General features: G+C 40.4%; 13 protein-coding genes. 11 read left to right on the forward strand and 2 right to left on the reverse strand.

Annotated elements, in window-relative coordinates:
- Nucleotides 1–92: 92 nt before the first annotated feature.
- Nucleotides 93–1,223, reverse strand: coding sequence for a multidrug effflux MFS transporter (locus tag ABN080_RS17545; protein ID WP_349441634.1), 1,131 nt, complete (start codon nucleotides 1,221–1,223; stop codon nucleotides 93–95).
- 101 nt (nucleotides 1,224–1,324) lie between these two features.
- Here ABN080_RS17545 and ABN080_RS17550 point away from each other — a divergent pair, with 101 nt between their 5' ends.
- Nucleotides 1,325–2,086, forward strand: a complete 762-nt coding sequence (locus ABN080_RS17550; RefSeq protein WP_072070207.1) for an AraC family transcriptional regulator — start codon at nucleotides 1,325–1,327, stop codon at nucleotides 2,084–2,086.
- Nucleotides 2,087–2,162: 76 nt separating this feature from the next.
- Here ABN080_RS17550 and ABN080_RS17555 read toward each other — a convergent pair whose 3' ends face one another.
- Nucleotides 2,163–3,446: a citrate synthase gene (locus ABN080_RS17555; RefSeq protein ID WP_196553422.1), complete on the reverse strand. Its 1,284-nt coding sequence runs from the start codon at nucleotides 3,444–3,446 to the stop codon at nucleotides 2,163–2,165.
- A 630-nt stretch (nucleotides 3,447–4,076) separates the two neighbouring features.
- Here ABN080_RS17555 and sdhC point away from each other — a divergent pair.
- The 10 genes from sdhC (at nucleotide 4,077) to cydB (ending at nucleotide 17,993) form a co-directional block, all read left to right on the forward strand.
- Entirely contained in the window at nucleotides 4,077–4,457 is a 381-nt protein-coding gene (sdhC, locus tag ABN080_RS17560; protein ID WP_129586864.1) for a succinate dehydrogenase cytochrome b556 subunit, read from the forward strand.
- Nucleotides 4,451–4,795, forward strand: coding sequence for a succinate dehydrogenase membrane anchor subunit (gene sdhD, locus ABN080_RS17565; protein WP_006537664.1), 345 nt, complete (start codon nucleotides 4,451–4,453; stop codon nucleotides 4,793–4,795). Before sdhC ends, sdhD begins: the two co-directional genes overlap by 7 nt.
- Nucleotides 4,795–6,561: a succinate dehydrogenase flavoprotein subunit gene (gene sdhA, locus ABN080_RS17570; RefSeq protein WP_072070206.1), complete on the forward strand. Its 1,767-nt coding sequence runs from the start codon at nucleotides 4,795–4,797 to the stop codon at nucleotides 6,559–6,561. The genes sdhD and sdhA overlap by 1 nt, the downstream gene beginning before the upstream one ends.
- Nucleotides 6,562–6,595: 34 nt before the next feature.
- Nucleotides 6,596–7,312 carry a succinate dehydrogenase iron-sulfur subunit gene (locus tag ABN080_RS17575; protein WP_006537662.1) on the forward strand — a complete coding sequence of 239 codons (717 nt, stop codon included), beginning with the start codon at nucleotides 6,596–6,598 and terminating at the stop codon, nucleotides 7,310–7,312.
- Between the two features lie 243 nt (nucleotides 7,313–7,555).
- The gene (gene sucA, locus ABN080_RS17580) at nucleotides 7,556–10,360 is read left to right on the forward strand and encodes a 2-oxoglutarate dehydrogenase E1 component (protein WP_349441635.1); all 2,805 of its coding nucleotides are present in this window, start codon (nucleotides 7,556–7,558) and stop codon (nucleotides 10,358–10,360) included.
- Between the two features lie 13 nt (nucleotides 10,361–10,373).
- Nucleotides 10,374–11,579, forward strand: coding sequence for a 2-oxoglutarate dehydrogenase complex dihydrolipoyllysine-residue succinyltransferase (gene odhB, locus ABN080_RS17585; protein WP_196553420.1), 1,206 nt, complete (start codon nucleotides 10,374–10,376; stop codon nucleotides 11,577–11,579).
- 161 nt (nucleotides 11,580–11,740) lie between these two features.
- The gene (sucC, locus tag ABN080_RS17590) at nucleotides 11,741–12,907 is read left to right on the forward strand and encodes an ADP-forming succinate--CoA ligase subunit beta (RefSeq protein ID WP_072070203.1); all 1,167 of its coding nucleotides are present in this window, start codon (nucleotides 11,741–11,743) and stop codon (nucleotides 12,905–12,907) included.
- Entirely contained in the window at nucleotides 12,907–13,776 is an 870-nt protein-coding gene (sucD, locus tag ABN080_RS17595; RefSeq protein WP_072070202.1) for a succinate--CoA ligase subunit alpha, read from the forward strand. The genes sucC and sucD overlap by 1 nt, the downstream gene beginning before the upstream one ends.
- Nucleotides 13,777–15,252: 1,476 nt before the next feature.
- Entirely contained in the window at nucleotides 15,253–16,821 is a 1,569-nt protein-coding gene (gene cydA, locus ABN080_RS17600; protein WP_088493411.1) for a cytochrome ubiquinol oxidase subunit I, read from the forward strand.
- Between the two features lie 14 nt (nucleotides 16,822–16,835).
- Entirely contained in the window at nucleotides 16,836–17,993 is a 1,158-nt protein-coding gene (gene cydB, locus ABN080_RS17605; protein ID WP_088493410.1) for a cytochrome d ubiquinol oxidase subunit II, read from the forward strand.
- Nucleotides 17,994–17,999: the final 6 nt, after the last annotated feature.

Genomic DNA, 17,999 nt, shown 5'->3' on the forward strand with positions numbered 1-17,999 from the left:
TTTAATTTGTTGATGTTGCTCCTTTTGAGTTTATATAAATATCACAAAATAAAAAGAACCTCTTATGGATATAAGAAGTTCTTTCGAATTTATTATTTTGTCGTTTGATGAGAAAAAGAGAGTAGCAATGAACCTAGACTACAAATTAGTAAGGTGATGGCTAGATCTTGTCCCCACCCTGCAAGTGCAAGTCCACCACCAATTAACAAATAGTAGAACAAGCCTAATAATGCCCCCGCAGTGCCTAAACGATCTTTATACTGTGCTAATGCTGTGGCTAAGATATTTGGAATAGCAATGCCATAAGCAATAACGCTCGTCATCATTGGAATAATAAAGCTAATGTGGTCATGTAAAAAATAAACACCCACAGCACTGACTAATGCAATAAAGCTAGCAAGTAAAACTAATTTTCCACATGACCAATGACGATTTAATAATACTTTATTAATATAAGAGCCAATACCGACACCTATTGCTAATACAATGCCACTATATCCAAAGGCGCTTGCACTATAACCTTGTTTATCAAACATAAAAGGTGCTAACTGATAATAAGCAAAAAGGCTGATATTAAAAAAGGCAATTAATAATACTGTTTTAGCAATTTGCTTATCCTTAAGCATTTTTATTGCAGTTTCTCCTAATTGAGCTGTTTTTATTGTTTCAGGGCGACTTTCAGGTAAAGCAAAAGTACTCCATAACAGTAAAATCACAGCTAGGAGAGCTAGACCACTAAATACGCCTTGGTAACCTGCATAGCTGACTAATAATGAACCACTTAACATACCTATTGCTGGACTTAATGCGATAGCGGCTCCCATAACTGAGAATACTTTTGCTAACTCATCACCACTATAAACATCACGCATAATGGTTTGTGTGCCTACTGAGCCTACCGCAGCACCAAAAGCGGAAAGCATGCGCAATCCAAGTAATACTGAAAAATCTTGTGTCATGAAAACACTAAGACAAGCAATAGCATAAATAAACAATCCAGCTAACATTGTCGGACGACGACCAATGACATCGCATAACCGACCCCATATAATGACCCCTAATGCAAACGCAAAGAAATAGAGCGAAAGTGTTTGTCCAGCCTCGTTTGCACTGACATGAAAGCCGTTTGCAATATCAGTAAGTGCTGGGCTATAAATGGTCTCTGCAATTTGTGGAAACATCATTAACGCAATTGCTAACCATAAAGAGAGTTTTTTGTTCATCTTCTTATCCTACATCCTTAAATCTTGATGAGCAGAATACAGAGATAATGAATGTCTTGTTATAAACATAAAGACATATTATATTTCAAATAGGACAAGTAATGGCTTGGCTTAATCAATACGACCACTTTGTGCCGGAAGAGCATCTTGCATCAGTTGTGGGTATTGCAGCAGAAATGGGAAAGCACGATTCAGGATTTCATTCTCATGATAGAGGACAATTATTATTTACGCAGTCAGGATGTATGCGAATTACTTTAGCCTCTCGAGTTTCTGTTTTACCTCCCATGAGAATTGCGTGGATCCCCGCAAAGTTAGAACATCGAGTCGAAATGTATGCCTCTGTGGGATATCGCTCTGTTTATATTTCCGATAAATATCATGATAAATTTCCCAGTGAGAGTGAGATATTTACGCTTTCTCCTCTTTTGCGAGAAATTCTTGAACGTATTTCTGTGGCTGATTTTGATACACAATGGGAAGAAGGGCGTTATGCGAATCTATTAGCTGTTTTCTTTGATGAAATTACGCAGGCTCAACGACAACCCAATCATTTATTTATGCCGAAAGATAGGCGATTAAAGCGTTTATCATTTGATGATTTGCCTCCAGCATTACAAGATATGGCGAAATATGTGGGAGCGAGTGAAAAAACGATCACACGTTTATTTTATAAAGAAACAGGTTTAAGTTACCAGCAATGGCGTCAACAATGGCGATTAATGAAAGCCATTGAATTATTAGCAACTCATCATCGTTATATAGATATTAGTCAGATTTTAGGATTTGCCAGTGACAGTGCCTTTATTACATTTTTTAAGAAAATGACAGGTCAGACACCACAAGAATATTTAAAAAGCTGATTAATTTTTAGTAAATAAAATTATAAAGCCCCGATTTAAACGGGGCTTATCAAGATAAATAATTAATAGAATTCAATTATTTCTTTTTAATTTCACTTTTGAAATCGCGCTCATCATAACCAGTATAAAGCTGACGAGGTCGCGCAATTTTCAGTCCATCTTCGTGCATTTCATTCCAGTGAGCAATCCAGCCAATTGTACGTGCAATCGCAAAAATAACAGTAAACATATTGGATGGAATACCTAACGCTTTAAGGATAATACCAGAGTAGAAGTCTACGTTAGGGTACAGTTTTTTCTCAATAAAGTACGGGTCGTTTAATGCGATGCGTTCTAATTCCATTGCCACTTCAAGTAAGCTGTCATTGAGATTTAATTCTTTTAACACTTCATGACAGGTTTCACGCATAACTGTTGCACGAGGATCGTAGTTCTTGTAAACACGATGACCAAAGCCCATTAAACGGAAGGAGTCATTTTTGTCTTTTGCACGTTTAATGAACTCAGGAATGTGTTCAACTGTTTTGATCTCTTCTAGCATACGTAAACATGCTTCGTTCGCACCGCCATGAGCAGGTCCCCAAAGTGACGCGATACCCGCGGCGATACAGGCAAATGGATTTGCACCTGAAGAGCCTGCGGTACGTACTGTAGATGTTGACGCGTTTTGTTCGTGATCAGCATGAAGGATGAAAATTCTATCCATAGCACGCTCAAGTACTGGATTGACAACATATTCTTCGCATGGTGTTGCAAACATCATATGCAAGAAGTTACCCGCATAAGAAAGGTCATTCTTTGGATATACAAAAGGTTGACCAATAGAATATTTGTAACACATTGCTGCCACTGTTGGCATTTTGGATAATAGGCGATAAGCCGTGATATCGCGGTGAACCGGATTACTGACATCCAATGCATCATGATAGAACGCCGCTAAAGCCCCTGTTACACCACACAATACAGCCATTGGGTGAGAGTCACGACGGAAACCATTGAACAGGCGGGTGATTTGTTCATGGATCATCGTGTGACGGGTGACAGTTGTTTTAAAATTATCGTATTGCTCTTGGGTCGGTGCTTCACCGTACAGCAGGATGTAACAAACTTCTAAGTATGTTGATTCAGTCGCTAATTGCCCGATAGGGAAACCACGGTGAAGTAAGATACCGTTATCACCATCAATAAAGGTGATTTTTGACTCACAAGAGGCGGTTGAGGTAAAGCCGGGATCATAGGTGTAATAACCTTTGGAGCCGAGAGTACGAATATCAATAACTTTGGAACCGAGTGTAGGGGATAGAACGTCCAAGTCTACAGATGTTTCATCAATCGTTAGCTTAGCTTTGTTATCAGCCATTTATAATCTCCTTAGCGCTTATATGTCTCCTAACAAAGTCGAGGGTATCTCCATAAAGAATAAAGATGCACTTCGATAGTGAAACTATAGTTGATGTAAGGTACCCAGTCGGGTTTTATTTTATGCCCGTCATATCTAGGTCTATAGTGTGTCACTTATGTTAAGGAGCTTTTGATGTTATGTTTTTTTAGGTGCTTTTTTATGCAATGCACTTAGAATTAGTACTGACAACACTTTTACATAAGTTTGAGGTTTCTGGAAGCGTGTTTGCGCACAAAAAAAACATAAACATTAAAATTATGCATTAAATGTAATAAAAATGTTGTACGTGTGTCAAAAATGATAATCATTTTTGCATCAGATATATTAAATAGTGATCCCTCTCACTGTTCGAGGCAAATGTCTGGCACACAAGTTGTGTGGTAATTGTAATAAGTTTGTGAAGCACTTATACTGCGCGCAGGTCTCCGGAACCTTTGTTGTATGGAGAACCAGCGTAACGAATCCACAATTTTTGTAAAATAGACGGATTTAACATTTTACTTAAAATGTGCCTTTGTACCCCATTCGCTGTTTGATTTCCATCCAGGTCCGGAGGAAGGAAAAATTATAAAAGCTGTGTGGGCATAAATTGTGAAAAAACAAAGACCTGTCAATCTGGATTTACAGACGATACAGTTTCCACTCCCTGCTATCGCATCGATCTTGCATCGTGTCTCTGGGGTTATCATGTTAGTCGCAGTTGGCATTTTACTGTGGTTACTTGGCACCTCTCTCTCTTCTCCTGAAGGTTTTCAGCAAGCTGCTGAAATAATGACTGGCTTCTTCGCGAAATTTATTTTGTGGGGCATCCTGACGGCATTGGCATACCATATTTGTGGTGGTATTCGTCACATGCTAATGGACTTCGGCTTTATTGATGAAACCTTGATTGTGGGTCGCAATTCAGCGGCTGCATCTATGGTTATTACAGTAATCTTATCAATATTGGCGGGGGTATTAGTATGGTAAGTAATTCTTCTACTTTAGGCCGTACTGGTATACAGGATTGGTTATTTCTGCGTGCCTCAGCCATCATCATCGTTTTATATGTTCTTTATCTTGTGGGTTTTATTGCAACCACAGAAATTACCTATGAAGTATGGCGTGGGTTCTTTAGCTCATCCCTAACCAAAGTGTTCACCATATTGACGTTGCTTTCTATTCTTATCCACGCGTGGATAGGCATGTGGCAAGTGTTAACGGACTATATTAAACCGCTGGCATTACGCCTGACTTTACAACTGATTATTGTTGTTGCGCTGTTGGTTTATCTTATTTATGGAACAATTGTGGTGTGGGGTGTGTAATGAATCTGCCAGTAAGAGAGTTTGATGCCGTTGTTATTGGTGCTGGTGGCGCGGGTATGCGTGCTGCTTTACAGATTTCCCAAATGGGCTTGTCTTGTGCGCTAATTTCTAAAGTTTTCCCTACTCGTTCTCATACTGTTTCAGCTCAAGGCGGTATTACTGTTGCGCTAGGTAATACTCATGAGGATAACTGGGAATGGCACATGTACGATACAGTAAAAGGTTCCGACTATATCGGAGACCAAGATGCAATCGAATATATGTGTAAAACTGGCCCTGAAGCAATTTTAGAGCTGGAACATATGGGACTTCCATTTTCTCGTCTAGACGATGGCCGTATTTATCAACGTCCGTTTGGTGGTCAGTCTAAGAACTTCGGTGGCGAACAAGCTGCGCGTACTGCAGCGGCTGCTGACCGCACTGGGCACGCACTGTTGCATACCCTGTATCAGCAAAATTTAAAAAATCATACAACTATCTTTTCAGAGTGGTATTCACTGGATCTCGTGAAAAACCAAGATGGCGATATTGTTGGTTGTACTGCAATTTGCATCGAAACAGGTGAAGTTGTCTATTTCAAAGCTAATGCCACTATTTTAGCCACAGGTGGTGCAGGCCGTATTTATCAATCTACGACAAATGCACATATCAACACAGGTGACGGGGTTGGTATGGCGGTTCGTGCAGGTGTTCCACTGCAAGATATGGAAATGTGGCAATTCCACCCAACGGGTATTGCAGGCGCGGGTGTGTTAGTGACCGAAGGTTGTCGTGGTGAAGGCGGATATCTGTTGAATAAAGACGGTGAACGCTTTATGGAACGTTATGCACCAAACGCTAAAGACCTTGCTGGTCGTGACGTAGTGGCTCGTTCAATCATGATTGAAATTCGTGAAGGCCGTGGTTGTGATGGCCCTTGGGGTCCTCATGCGAAATTGAAACTCGACCATCTTGGTAAAGAAGTCCTTGAATCACGTTTACCGGGTATTCTTGATTTGTCTCGTACATTTGCACACGTTGATCCTATCAAAGAGCCAATTCCAGTTATTCCGACTTGTCACTATATGATGGGGGGTATTCCAACAAAAGTGACAGGCCAAGCCATTCGTGTAAATGAGAAGGGCGAAGATGTTGTTATTCCTGGACTGTTTGCTGTCGGTGAAATTGCTTGTGTATCTGTTCATGGTGCCAACCGCTTAGGCGGTAACTCACTGTTAGACCTCGTTGTATTTGGTCGTTCAGCAGGGGTTCACTTAAAAGAGTCTCTGATGGAACAAGGCACGATGCGTGATGCAAGCGAGTCGGATGTTGATGCAGCATTAACACGCTTAAATCGCTGGGAAAACAATCGCTCTGGTGAAGATCCTGTTGAGATCCGTAAAGCACTGCAATCTTGTATGCAACATAACTTCTCAGTATTCCGTGAAGGCGATGCAATGGCAAAAGGCTTAGAAGAACTAAAAGTTATTCGTGAGCGCTTACAAAATGCACGACTGGATGATAATTCAAGCGAGTTTAATACTCAGCGTATTGAATGCTTAGAATTAGATAACCTGATGGAAACAGCTTATGCCACAGCGGTATCTGCAAACTTCCGTACAGAAAGCCGTGGTGCTCATAGCCGTTTCGATTTCCCAGAACGTGATGATGCGAACTGGTTATGCCATACATTATATCAACCGCAAACCGAAACAATGACACGCCGTGAAGTCAATATGCAGCCAAAACTGCGTGAAGCCTTTCCACCAAAAGTGCGTACATATTAATTAGCGGTGTTATTGAAGTTGCGGAGACTTAAATATGAAACTTGAATTTTCGATTTATCGTTACAATCCCGACGTTGATAATGCGCCGCATATGCAAGATTACACCCTCGAAGTTCCAGAAGGGCGTGACATGATGCTGTTGGATGCATTAATTCAATTAAAGGAAAAAGATCCTACCTTATCGTTCCGTCGTTCTTGTCGTGAAGGTGTTTGTGGCTCTGATGGCGTGAACATGAATGGTAAAAATGGTTTGGCTTGTATCACACCTATTTCATCTTTACAGAAAGGAAGTAAGAAAATTGTGATCAGACCGTTACCCGGTTTACCAGTAATTCGTGATTTAATAGTGGATATGACTCAGTTCTATACACAGTATGAGAAAATTCGTCCGTATTTAATTAATAATGGCAAAAATCCTCCTGCTCGTGAGAACTTACAGTCACCAGAACAACGTGAAAAGCTTGATGGGCTTTACGATTGTATCCTTTGTGCTTGTTGTTCAACATCTTGCCCGTCATTCTGGTGGAATCCAGATAAGTTTATCGGGCCAGCTGGATTGTTAGCTGCATATCGTTTCTTGATTGATAGTCGCGATACAGAAACAGAATCTCGCCTTGATGATCTTAACGATGCGTTCAGCGTATTCCGTTGTCATGGCATTATGAACTGTGTCAGCGTATGTCCTAAAGGACTCAATCCAACAAAAGCGATTGGCCATATTAAGTCGATGTTGTTAAAACGTAGTGCATAAAATAATAACCGCCCTAAAATAGTTAGGGCGGTTAATGGAAAAACTAAGTTAGACGTTTGCGGTAAATAGTAAGGCACCTTTAAACACTGTTAGACAGTGCTTAAAGGTTCCTTGAGAGCTAAAGCTCCATATTTAAAGAACCTGCGAGATAGCGGGTCATGAGAGAACCTTGCAATCGACACCGTTTAATCACGGTATTAGTTATCCACGGCGAACTAAAGCTGTATAGCTTAAGGGATCATAATGCAGAACGGCGCAATGAAGGACTGGCTAGAATCAACATTTCTAGCAGGAGAGAATCAGTCTTACATAGAAGATATCTATGAAGATTACCTAACTGACCCAAACTCTGTTGACGAAAGTTGGAGAGAGATTTTTCAACAACTGCCCGCAAGTCAAGGCATAGAGCAGTCGCATTCTCAGACCCGCGACTACTTCAGACGCCTCGCAAAAGAATCCACTCGATATCATACCTCGGTAAGCGATCCGGCAACGGACTCAAAACAAGTCAAAGTTTTGCAGCTCATCAATGCCTTTCGTTTCCGTGGCCATCAAAATGCGAACCTCGACCCACTTGGTTTATGGAAACAAGAACCTGTTCCAGATTTAGATCCAGCTTTCCATAATCTGACTAAAGAAGATTTTGAAGAAACTTTCAACGTCGGTTCTTTTGCTATCGGCAAAGAAACCATGAAATTAAGTGATTTATATGAGGCCCTGAAACGCATTTATTGTGGTTCAATCGGTGCTGAATATATGCATATCACTAATACTGAAGAAAAACGCTGGATCCAACAACGTTTAGAATCAGTTAATGTTGCAGACCAATTTACAAAAGAAGAAAAGTTACGCTTCCTGACAGAGCTAACAGCTGCTGAAGGCTTAGAACGTTATTTAGGTGCGAAATTCCCAGGTGCGAAACGCTTCTCTTTAGAAGGTGGTGATGCATTAGTACCTATGTTGAAAGATTTAATCCGTCATGCCGGTAAACAAGACACTCGTGAAGTAGTTCTCGGTATGGCACACCGCGGACGTTTAAACGTTTTGGTTAATATCCTCGGTAAAAAACCTGCTGATTTATTTGATGAATTTGCGGGGATCCATAAAGAGCATTTGGGAACTGGTGACGTTAAATATCACCAAGGTTTTTCATCCGATTTTGCAACGGAAGGGGCTCAAGTTCACTTAGCATTAGCCTTTAACCCTTCTCACTTAGAGATTGTTAGCCCAGTTGTTATCGGTTCTGTTCGTGCTCGTCGTGATCGTTTAGATGAAGCGCGTAGTAATATGGTTCTTCCTATTACAATTCATGGTGATGCGGCGGTAACTGGTCAAGGTGTTGTTCAAGAAACCTTGAATATGTCGCAAGCGCGTGGTTATGAAGTTGGCGGTACAGTTCGTATCGTTATCAATAACCAAGTTGGTTTCACCACATCAAATCCAAAAGATGCTCGTTCAACACAATACTGTACTGATATTGTGAAAATGGTTCAGGCACCAATTTTCCACGTTAATGCCGATGATCCGGAAGCCGTTGCTTTTGTAACTCGTCTTGCATTGGATTTCCGTAATACTTTTAAACGTGACGTAATGATTGATTTGGTGTGTTATCGCCGTCATGGCCATAACGAAGCGGATGAGCCAAATGCGACTCAGCCTCTGATGTATCAAAAAATCAAGAAACACCCAACACCACGTAAAATTTATGCAGATAAACTGGTTGCTCAATCACTGCTTGATGCCAATGATGTGACTGAACTGGTTAATCTCTATCGTGATGCACTAGATCGTGGAGATTGTGTTGTTGAAGAATACCGCCCAATGGGGCTGCATTCTTACACATGGGAGCCGTATTTAAATCACGAATGGAATGAAGAGTATCCACATAAAGTAGAGCAAACACGTTTACAAGATTTAGCGCGTCGTGTGAGTACTGTCCCGTCAGAAATCGTGATGCAATCTCGTGTTGAGAAAATTTACGCTGACCGTGCTGTCATGGCAGAAGGTGAGAAATTGCTCGACTGGGGTGCTGCGGAAACATTAGCGTATGCAACTTTAGTTGACCAAGGTATTACGATCCGCCTTTCTGGTGAAGATGCCGGTCGTGGTACATTCTTCCACCGTCACGCCGTTATTCATAATCAAACTAATGGTTCTGTTTATGTTCCATTGGCTAATATCCATAATGCTCAAGGGCAATTTAATGTCTGGGACTCTGTATTAACAGAAGAAGCTGTTCTTGCATTTGAATATGGTTATGCAACAACAGAGCCTCGTGGATTGACGATTTGGGAAGCGCAATTTGGTGACTTTGCAAACGTTGCTCAAGTCGTTATCGACCAATTTATTAGCTCTGGTGAGCAAAAATGGGGTCGTATGTGTGGTTTAGTGATGCTGTTACCACACGGCTATGAAGGCCAAGGCCCTGAACACTCTTCTGCACGTTTAGAGCGTTATCTGCAACTGTGTGCAGAGCAAAATATGCAGGTTTGTGTGCCATCAACGCCTGCTCAGGTTTACCATATGTTACGCCGTCAAGCATTACGTGGTATGCGTCGCCCACTTATCGTAATGTCACCAAAATCACTGTTACGTCACCCATTAGCAGTTTCTGCATTGGATGAATTAGCCAATGGTAAATTCTTACCTGTAATTGGTGAAATGGATGATTTAAAACCGGCTGATGTAAAACGTGTTGTGATGTGTTCAGGTAAGGTTTACTACGATTTATTAGAACAACGTCGTGCTAATGAGCAAAACAACGTTGCCATTATTCGTATTGAACAACTGTATCCATTCCCACACGAAGATATTGCACAAATTCTAGCATCTTACTCCCATGTGAAAGATTTTGTTTGGTGCCAAGAAGAGCCTTTAAATCAGGGGGCTTGGTATTGCAGCCAGCATAATTTCCGTGATGCGATCCCTACGGGCGCAACATTACGTTATGCAGGACGTCCTGCATCAGCCTCTCCAGCAGTTGGTTATACCTCTGTTCATCAGGAGCAACAAAAAGCTCTGGTTGAAGACGCACTGAAAGTTGAATAAATAAGGATAGAAAATGAGTAGTGTAGACATTCTAGTACCGGATCTCCCTGAATCAGTTGCTGACGCATCGGTCGCAACTTGGCATAAAAAACCTGGTGATAGCATTCAACGCGATGAAGTGCTGGTTGAAATCGAAACAGATAAAGTTGTTTTAGAAGTTCCTGCAAGTGAAGCGGGCGTATTAGAAAGTATCCTTGAAGATGAAGGCGCTACTGTTGGCTCACGCCAATTACTCGGACGCATTCGTTTAGGTGATAGCACCGGTATTCCTGCTGATGTGAAACCAGCTCAAGATAGCACACCTGCACAACGTCAAAGTGCTGACATTGCTGAAAAAGGCAATAACGATGCATTAAGCCCAACAGCGCGTCGTTTAGTGGCAGAGCACGATGTTAATCCTGCTGATGTGAAAGGTAGCGGTGTAGGTGGTCGTTTAACTCGCCAAGATATCGAAGGTCATGTTGCAAATAAAACGGCAACGAAACCTGTTGAAGAAGCGTCTCAAGCGCTGTTATCTCATCGTAGTGAAAAACGTGTTCCAATGACACGTTTACGCAAACGTGTTGCAGAACGTTTATTAGAAGCGAAAAACACTACCGCAATGTTGACAACGTTTAACGAAATCAACATGCAACCAATCAAAGATTTACGTGCTCAATATGGCGAAGCTTTCGAAAAACGCCACGGTGTCCGTTTAGGCTTTATGTCTTTCTATATTAAAGCGGTTGTTGAAGCACTGAAACGCTACCCAGAAGTGAATGCTTCTATTGATGGCACAGATGTGGTTTATCACAACTATTTCGATATCAGTATTGCGGTATCAACGCCTCGTGGCCTGGTAACACCAGTATTACGTGATGCGGATGCAATGAGCATGGCGGATATTGAGAAAAACATCAAAGCATTAGCAGTAAAAGGTCGTGATGGTAAGTTAACCGTTGAAGACTTAACGGGTGGTAACTTTACTATTACAAATGGTGGTGTTTTCGGCTCATTAATGTCAACGCCTATTATCAACCCACCACAAAGTGCCATTTTAGGGATGCATGCTATTAAAGATCGTCCAATGGCCGTTGATGGTCAGGTTGTTATTCTACCAATGATGTATCTAGCTCTATCTTATGACCACCGTTTAATTGACGGTCGTGAGTCTGTCGGTTTCTTAGTAACCGTCAAAGAGATGCTAGAAGATCCAGCCCGTTTATTACTTGATGTATAGGTAATAAATATCGCTTTTAGGCAGGAGATGCTCCTCCTGCCTACTTAGCAACAGACACAAGCATCAAAGAAGTACAGTGTGTTCGTGAAGTCAGATTTCTCTGGCTTATAGTCAAAAAAATAAGAAAGCCCGACTTTCAACAAGATTATGGATAGAACATCATGAATTTACACGAGTATCAGGCAAAACAGCTTTTCACACGGTATGGATTACCAGCTCCTGCTGGTTTCGCCTGCTCCACGCCGCGCGAGGCAGAAGAAGCTGCATCAAAAATCGGTCAAGGCCCTTGGGTCGTGAAATGTCAGGTTCACGCGGGTGGACGTGGTAAAGCGGGCGGCGTAAAAGTCGTTAAATCTAAAGAAGAGATCCGCGCATTTGCTGAACAATGGTTAGGCAAACGTTTAGTGACTTATCAAACAGACGCTAACGGTCAGCCTGTTACACAGATTTTGGTTGAAGCTGCAACTGATATCGCTAAAGAGCTTTATCTTGGTGCGGTTATTGACCGTGGTACCCGTCGCGTTGTCTTTATGGCTTCAACTGAAGGCGGCGTAGAAATTGAAAAAGTAGCGGAAGAAACGCCAGAACTTATTCATCGCGCAATTATTGATCCACTGACAGGCCCAATGCCTTATCAGGGAAGAGAACTGGCTTTTAAACTAGGTTTAAAAGGTAAGCAAGTCAGTCAATTTGCTAAGATCTTTATGGGATTAGCTACTATCTTCTTAGAGCGTGATCTTGCGCTAATTGAAATTAACCCTTTGGTTATCACTAAAGAAGATGATCTGATTTGTCTAGATGGCAAATTAGGCGTAGATAGCAATGCATTATATCGCCAGCCTGAAATGCGTGAACTGCACGATCCATCGCAAGAAGATCCGCGAGAAGCGCAAGCTGCACAATGGGAACTGAACTACGTTGCATTAGATGGCAACATTGGTTGCATGGTTAATGGTGCTGGTTTAGCAATGGGTACTATGGATATTGTTAAACTTCACGGTGGTGAACCAGCTAACTTCCTCGATGTGGGTGGTGGTGCAACAAAAGAACGTGTAACAGAAGCATTTAAAATTATTTTGTCAGATGAAAATGTCAGTGCTGTATTAGTCAACATTTTTGGCGGTATTGTTCGTTGTGACTTAATCGCAGACGGTATTATTGGCGCGGTTGAAGAAGTTGGCGTTAATGTTCCTGTGGTTGTTCGTCTGGAAGGAAACAATGCAGAGTTAGGCACCAAGAAATTAGCAGATAGTGGATTAAATATTATCGCAGCTAAAAGCTTAACTGATGCCGCAAAACAAGTTGTTGCAGCAGCGGAGGCAAAATAATGTCTATTTTAATCGATAAAAACACCAAAGTAATTTGCCAAGGTTTTACTGGTAGCCAAGGAACATTCCACTCTGAGCAAGCAATTGCTTATGGTACACAAATGGTTGGAGGTGTTACGCCAGGTAAAGGTGGCACTACGCATTTAGGACTTCCAGTATTTAATACTGTACGCGAAGCTGTTGAGGCAACGGGGGCAACTGCGACAGTTATTTATGTACCTGCGCCATTTTGTAAAGATTCAATCTTAGAAGCGATTGAGGCAGGCATTAAACTCATCATTACTATTACAGAAGGCATCCCTACTTTGGATATGCTAACAGTAAAAGTAAAATTAGATGAAGCAGGCGTACGTATGATTGGCCCTAACTGCCCAGGTGTAATCACTCCGGGTGAATGTAAGATTGGTATTATGCCTGGCCATATTCATTTACCAGGCAAAGTTGGCATTGTATCTCGATCAGGTACATTAACGTATGAAGCAGTTAAACAGACAACAGATGTTGGTTTAGGCCAATCAACGTGTGTTGGTATTGGTGGTGACCCAATCCCAGGTTCTAACTTTATTGATATTCTGAAGCTATTCCAAGAAGATCCACAAACAGAAGCAATTGTGATGATCGGTGAAATTGGTGGTACAGCAGAAGAAGAAGCAGCTGCTTATATCAAAGATCATGTGACTAAACCAGTTGTAGGTTACATTGCTGGTGTGACAGCCCCTAAAGGTAAACGCATGGGACATGCGGGAGCTATTATTGCAGGCGGTAAAGGCACAGCAGATGAGAAATTTGCTGCTCTTGAAGCTGCGGGTGTTAAAACTGTGCGTAGCTTGGCCGATATTGGTGAAGCTATTAAATCAATGATCAAGTAAGTAACGATACTGTTAATAATTTCATATTGATACTATCTTAAATGCCAGTTTCTTAATAGGAAGCTGGCATTTTTATATCTAGCTTCATTTAAATATTTATATCTATATCGAGTATTATGATTAACATATCAAATATCTATATGAATTAAGGCTAATCATTTGTTTTAAATCGATTTTTTTAAATTTTAATCTCTATGCGTAATCGCTCTTTTTTCTTTTTCTAAGTTTTTTGCATAAACTGGAAATAACGATAAATATTGTTTGTATCCATTCTTCGTTGTTAAAAATAATATTTTAAATGCATGTTTTTAGGTGAAAAATGGACTAGAAAAAGAAAATAAATAGTTATTTTATGTTGTGAACATCATGCTCTTTTCTATAAACATCGTAACAATAGTCCCTAAATTTCCGCTTCAACATCGCTGTAAGGCAGGTTTTTACTGCGAAGATGTTTTTTTAAACATGTTAATGGATAAGTGAAAAGGGGGGCTGGTAAAGAAGCTTGTCTGAGAAAATATTCTTTTATTATGATAGGGCATCAAAAAGAGGATTAAAGCCGAAACTAGGCTCTTTTATACCTATCAAGTGTAATGATGAAACACTTATGATTGTTGTAAGAAATGTTCTACAAAAATAATAAAATACAATAAAGAAAGATTATTTTCTTTTTCATTTGGCTGAGTTAGTGTTTTTTTATTCTATTGATTTAAAAGATTATTTTCAATTTTATTGAATTGTTGATTTATATTTTAGATATATAATATAAATTAGTTACAGTTTACTTATCTGAAATAAAAAACAAAATAAGCAGTCATTAATATTAAAAATAGACAATCACTATTAGATTTTATTTTTATTTTTATTTGGCGAATTAACTAGATGTCATTTTCTGTATTTACACTTTTGTAAATTTCAACCCATTAATTAATAGATTATTTTTTTTAAATATTTATTTTTTACCTGCAAAAAAATGATTTTGATATTAAAATTAATAAAACACAACTAAAAGTGTTTATTTTTAGGGCTTTTATGAAAATAAAAAGTTAATTTTATTATGGAAAATATAAGGAGATAAATTACACTTAAAAATAAAAACAACATTGCGTTAACACAATAGTAACTATTGGGTAATTTATTCGCAACTAGTTAACATTAAAGTGTTTTTTTGATGTGGGTCAAGTTATTAATTGTGGCAAAATTTTCTGAATATGCTTAAATTGGCACACGATCAAATATGCTGTTACAAACCTAAAAGTCGTATTGTTGACCTAAGCTCAGAATTCAAATCTGGGTCACGCAAAATATATTTATTATATGTAAATATAAGCGTACTATTTGTAAGGTATTGTGTTTTTGGTCTTTAATATTCGTTGTTGTTTTTAGAGGCATTTATTGTTGGTAGTTATGAGGCTTTATAATTTAATAAAGTCGGGTTGCCGCAAGTCGGTGTCTTCCTGCTAGGAGCAAGGAGTCAAGATGTTTGATATTGTCGAACTGTCACGGTTACAGTTTGCCTTAACAGCGATGTATCACTTCCTGTTTGTCCCGTTAACGTTAGGTATGGCGTTTATGCTGGCAATCATGGAAACGATATATGTTCTGTCGGGTAAACAAGTTTACAAAGATATGACAAAGTTCTGGGGTAAGTTATTCGGTATTAACTTTGCTCTGGGTGTCGCAACTGGGTTGACCATGGAGTTCCAATTTGGTACTAACTGGTCATATTTCTCTCATTACGTCGGTGATATCTTCGGTGCGCCTTTAGCAATCGAAGGTCTGATGGCGTTCTTCTTAGAATCAACTTTCGTCGGATTGTTCTTCTTTGGCTGGGATCGCTTAGGTAAGAAGCAGCACTTGATGGTAACTTGGTTAGTTGCTTTCGGTTCTAACTTCTCTGCACTGTGGATACTTGTTGCGAATGGTTGGATGCAAAACCCTGTCGCTGCAGACTTCAACTTTGAAACCATGCGAATGGAAATGTTGAGTTTTGCTGATCTGGTTTTAAACCCTGTCGCTCAAGTTAAATTTGTTCACACCGTCGCTGCTGGTTACTGTACTGGTGCATTCTTTGTTCTGGGTATCAGCTCTTACTACCTGCTCAAAGGTCGTGACATCGGTTTTGCAAAACGTTCTTTCGCAGTTGCCGCTACTTTTGGTATCGCAGCTGTATTATCTGTTATCGTGCTGGGTGATGAATCTGGTTACGAAATGGGTGACGTACAAAAAACCAAACTGGCTGCAATTGAAGGTGAATGGCATACAGAAGCGGCTCCAGCTGCATTTAATCTGATTGCATTCCCTAATCAAGAAAAAATGGAAAACTCGTTTGCATTACAAATTCCTTATGTGATGGGGATTATTGCAACGCGTTCTTTCGATACGCCTGTATTAGGTCTTAATGATCTGATGAGTCAGCATGAAGTTCGTATTCGTAACGGTATGAAAGCTTACGAATTATTAAGCGAACTGCGTTCAGGTAATACTGATCCTGCTATTCGTGCTGCATTTAATGACGCTAAACAAGATTTAGGCTATGGCTTATTACTGAAGCGTTATACTGATAAGGTTGTTGATGCAACAGAAGAGCAAATCAAATCTGCTGCAAAAGATACTATTCCTAATGTCGCGCCACTGTTCTGGTCATTCCGTATCATGGTTGCCGCTGGCTTCTTGATGTTACTGGTTGTTGCGATTTCCTTCTGGACTGTTCTGTCTAACCGTATTGGTAACTACAAATGGTTACTGCGTGCTGCACTGTTTAGTATTCCATTACCATGGATCGCAGTTGAAGCAGGTTGGTTTGTTGCAGAATATGGACGTCAACCATGGGCGATTGGTGAAATCCTGCCTACGGCTGTAGCAACTTCTTCACTGACACAGGCTGATATCCTAGTATCTATGGGTCTTATCTGTGGTCTGTATACTCTGTTCTTAGTTGCCGAAATGTTCCTGATGTTCAAATTTGGTCGCCTTGGGCCTAGTAGCCTGAAGACGGGTCGCTATCACTTTGAACAGAAGAACGCTTCTTCTGCACAAAGTAAGTAACACAGGAGTCCACTATGTTTGATTATGAAGTATTGCGATTTGTTTGGTGGCTACTGATTGGTATCTTACTGATTGGCTTTGCAGTCACTGACGGTTTTGATATGGGTGTCGGTGTGTTATTGCGCGTTATCGCGAAAGATGACACTGAACGCCGTATTTTGATTAACTCTGTTGCACCTCACTGGGATGGTAACCAAGTCTGGTTAATCACAGCAGGTGGTGCATTATTCGCTGCATGGCCAATGGTTTATGCTGCGGCATTCTCTGGTTTCTATTTTGGTATGATCTTCGTATTGGCGGCATTATTCTTCCGTCCAGTCGGTTTTGACTACCGTTCTAAACTAGAATCTCCAAAATGGCGTGGTATGTGGGATTGGGGTATCTTTATTGGTAGCTTCGTTCCACCATTAGTTATCGGTGTTGCTTTTGGTAACCTGTTACAAGGTGTTCCATTAGAAGTCGATAGCATGCAACGTGTATCTTATAACGGCACGACTAATGCGCTGATTAACCTGTTAAGTCTGTTAAACCCATATGGTTTACTAGCAGGTGTGGTTAGCTTAATGATGATTGTTGCACATGGTGCAAGTTATCTTCAAATGCGTACTACTGGTGAATTACATGAGCGTACTCGTAAAACAACTTACATTACCTCATTAATTACTTTCATCGCATTCGCATTAGCAGGTGTGTGGTTAATCTATGGTATCGATGGCTTTATTATTACAAGCGCTATTGATACAGCAGGTCCATCATCTCCACTACTGAAAACCGTTTCTCATGAAGCGGGTGCTTGGATGACTAATTACAACAATTATCCAGTATTGTGGGCATTGCCTGCATTAGGTCTGTTATCTCCTTTACTGGCGATTGTTGCAACTAAAGCAAATAAAGGTGGTTGGGCATTCCTGTTCACTTCACTGACTATTGCTTGTGTTATCCTGACTTGTGGTGTGACTATGTTCCCATTTGTGATGCCTTCAAGCACGTTCCCAGATGTGAGCTTAACAATGTGGGATGCAACTTCTAGCTTGTTTACTCTGCAAGTCATGACAGTTGTTGCGATTATCTTTGTACCTATCGTTCTCCTTTACACTATCTGGTGTTACTGGAAAATGCATGGTCGCCTCGATAAGAAATTTATCGAAGGTAATAATCATACTCTTTACTAAGGAGCA

The sequence above is a fragment of the Proteus sp. fly-1089 genome (assembly GCF_040138965.1).
Lineage (GTDB): Bacteria > Pseudomonadota > Gammaproteobacteria > Enterobacterales > Enterobacteriaceae > Proteus > Proteus vulgaris_B.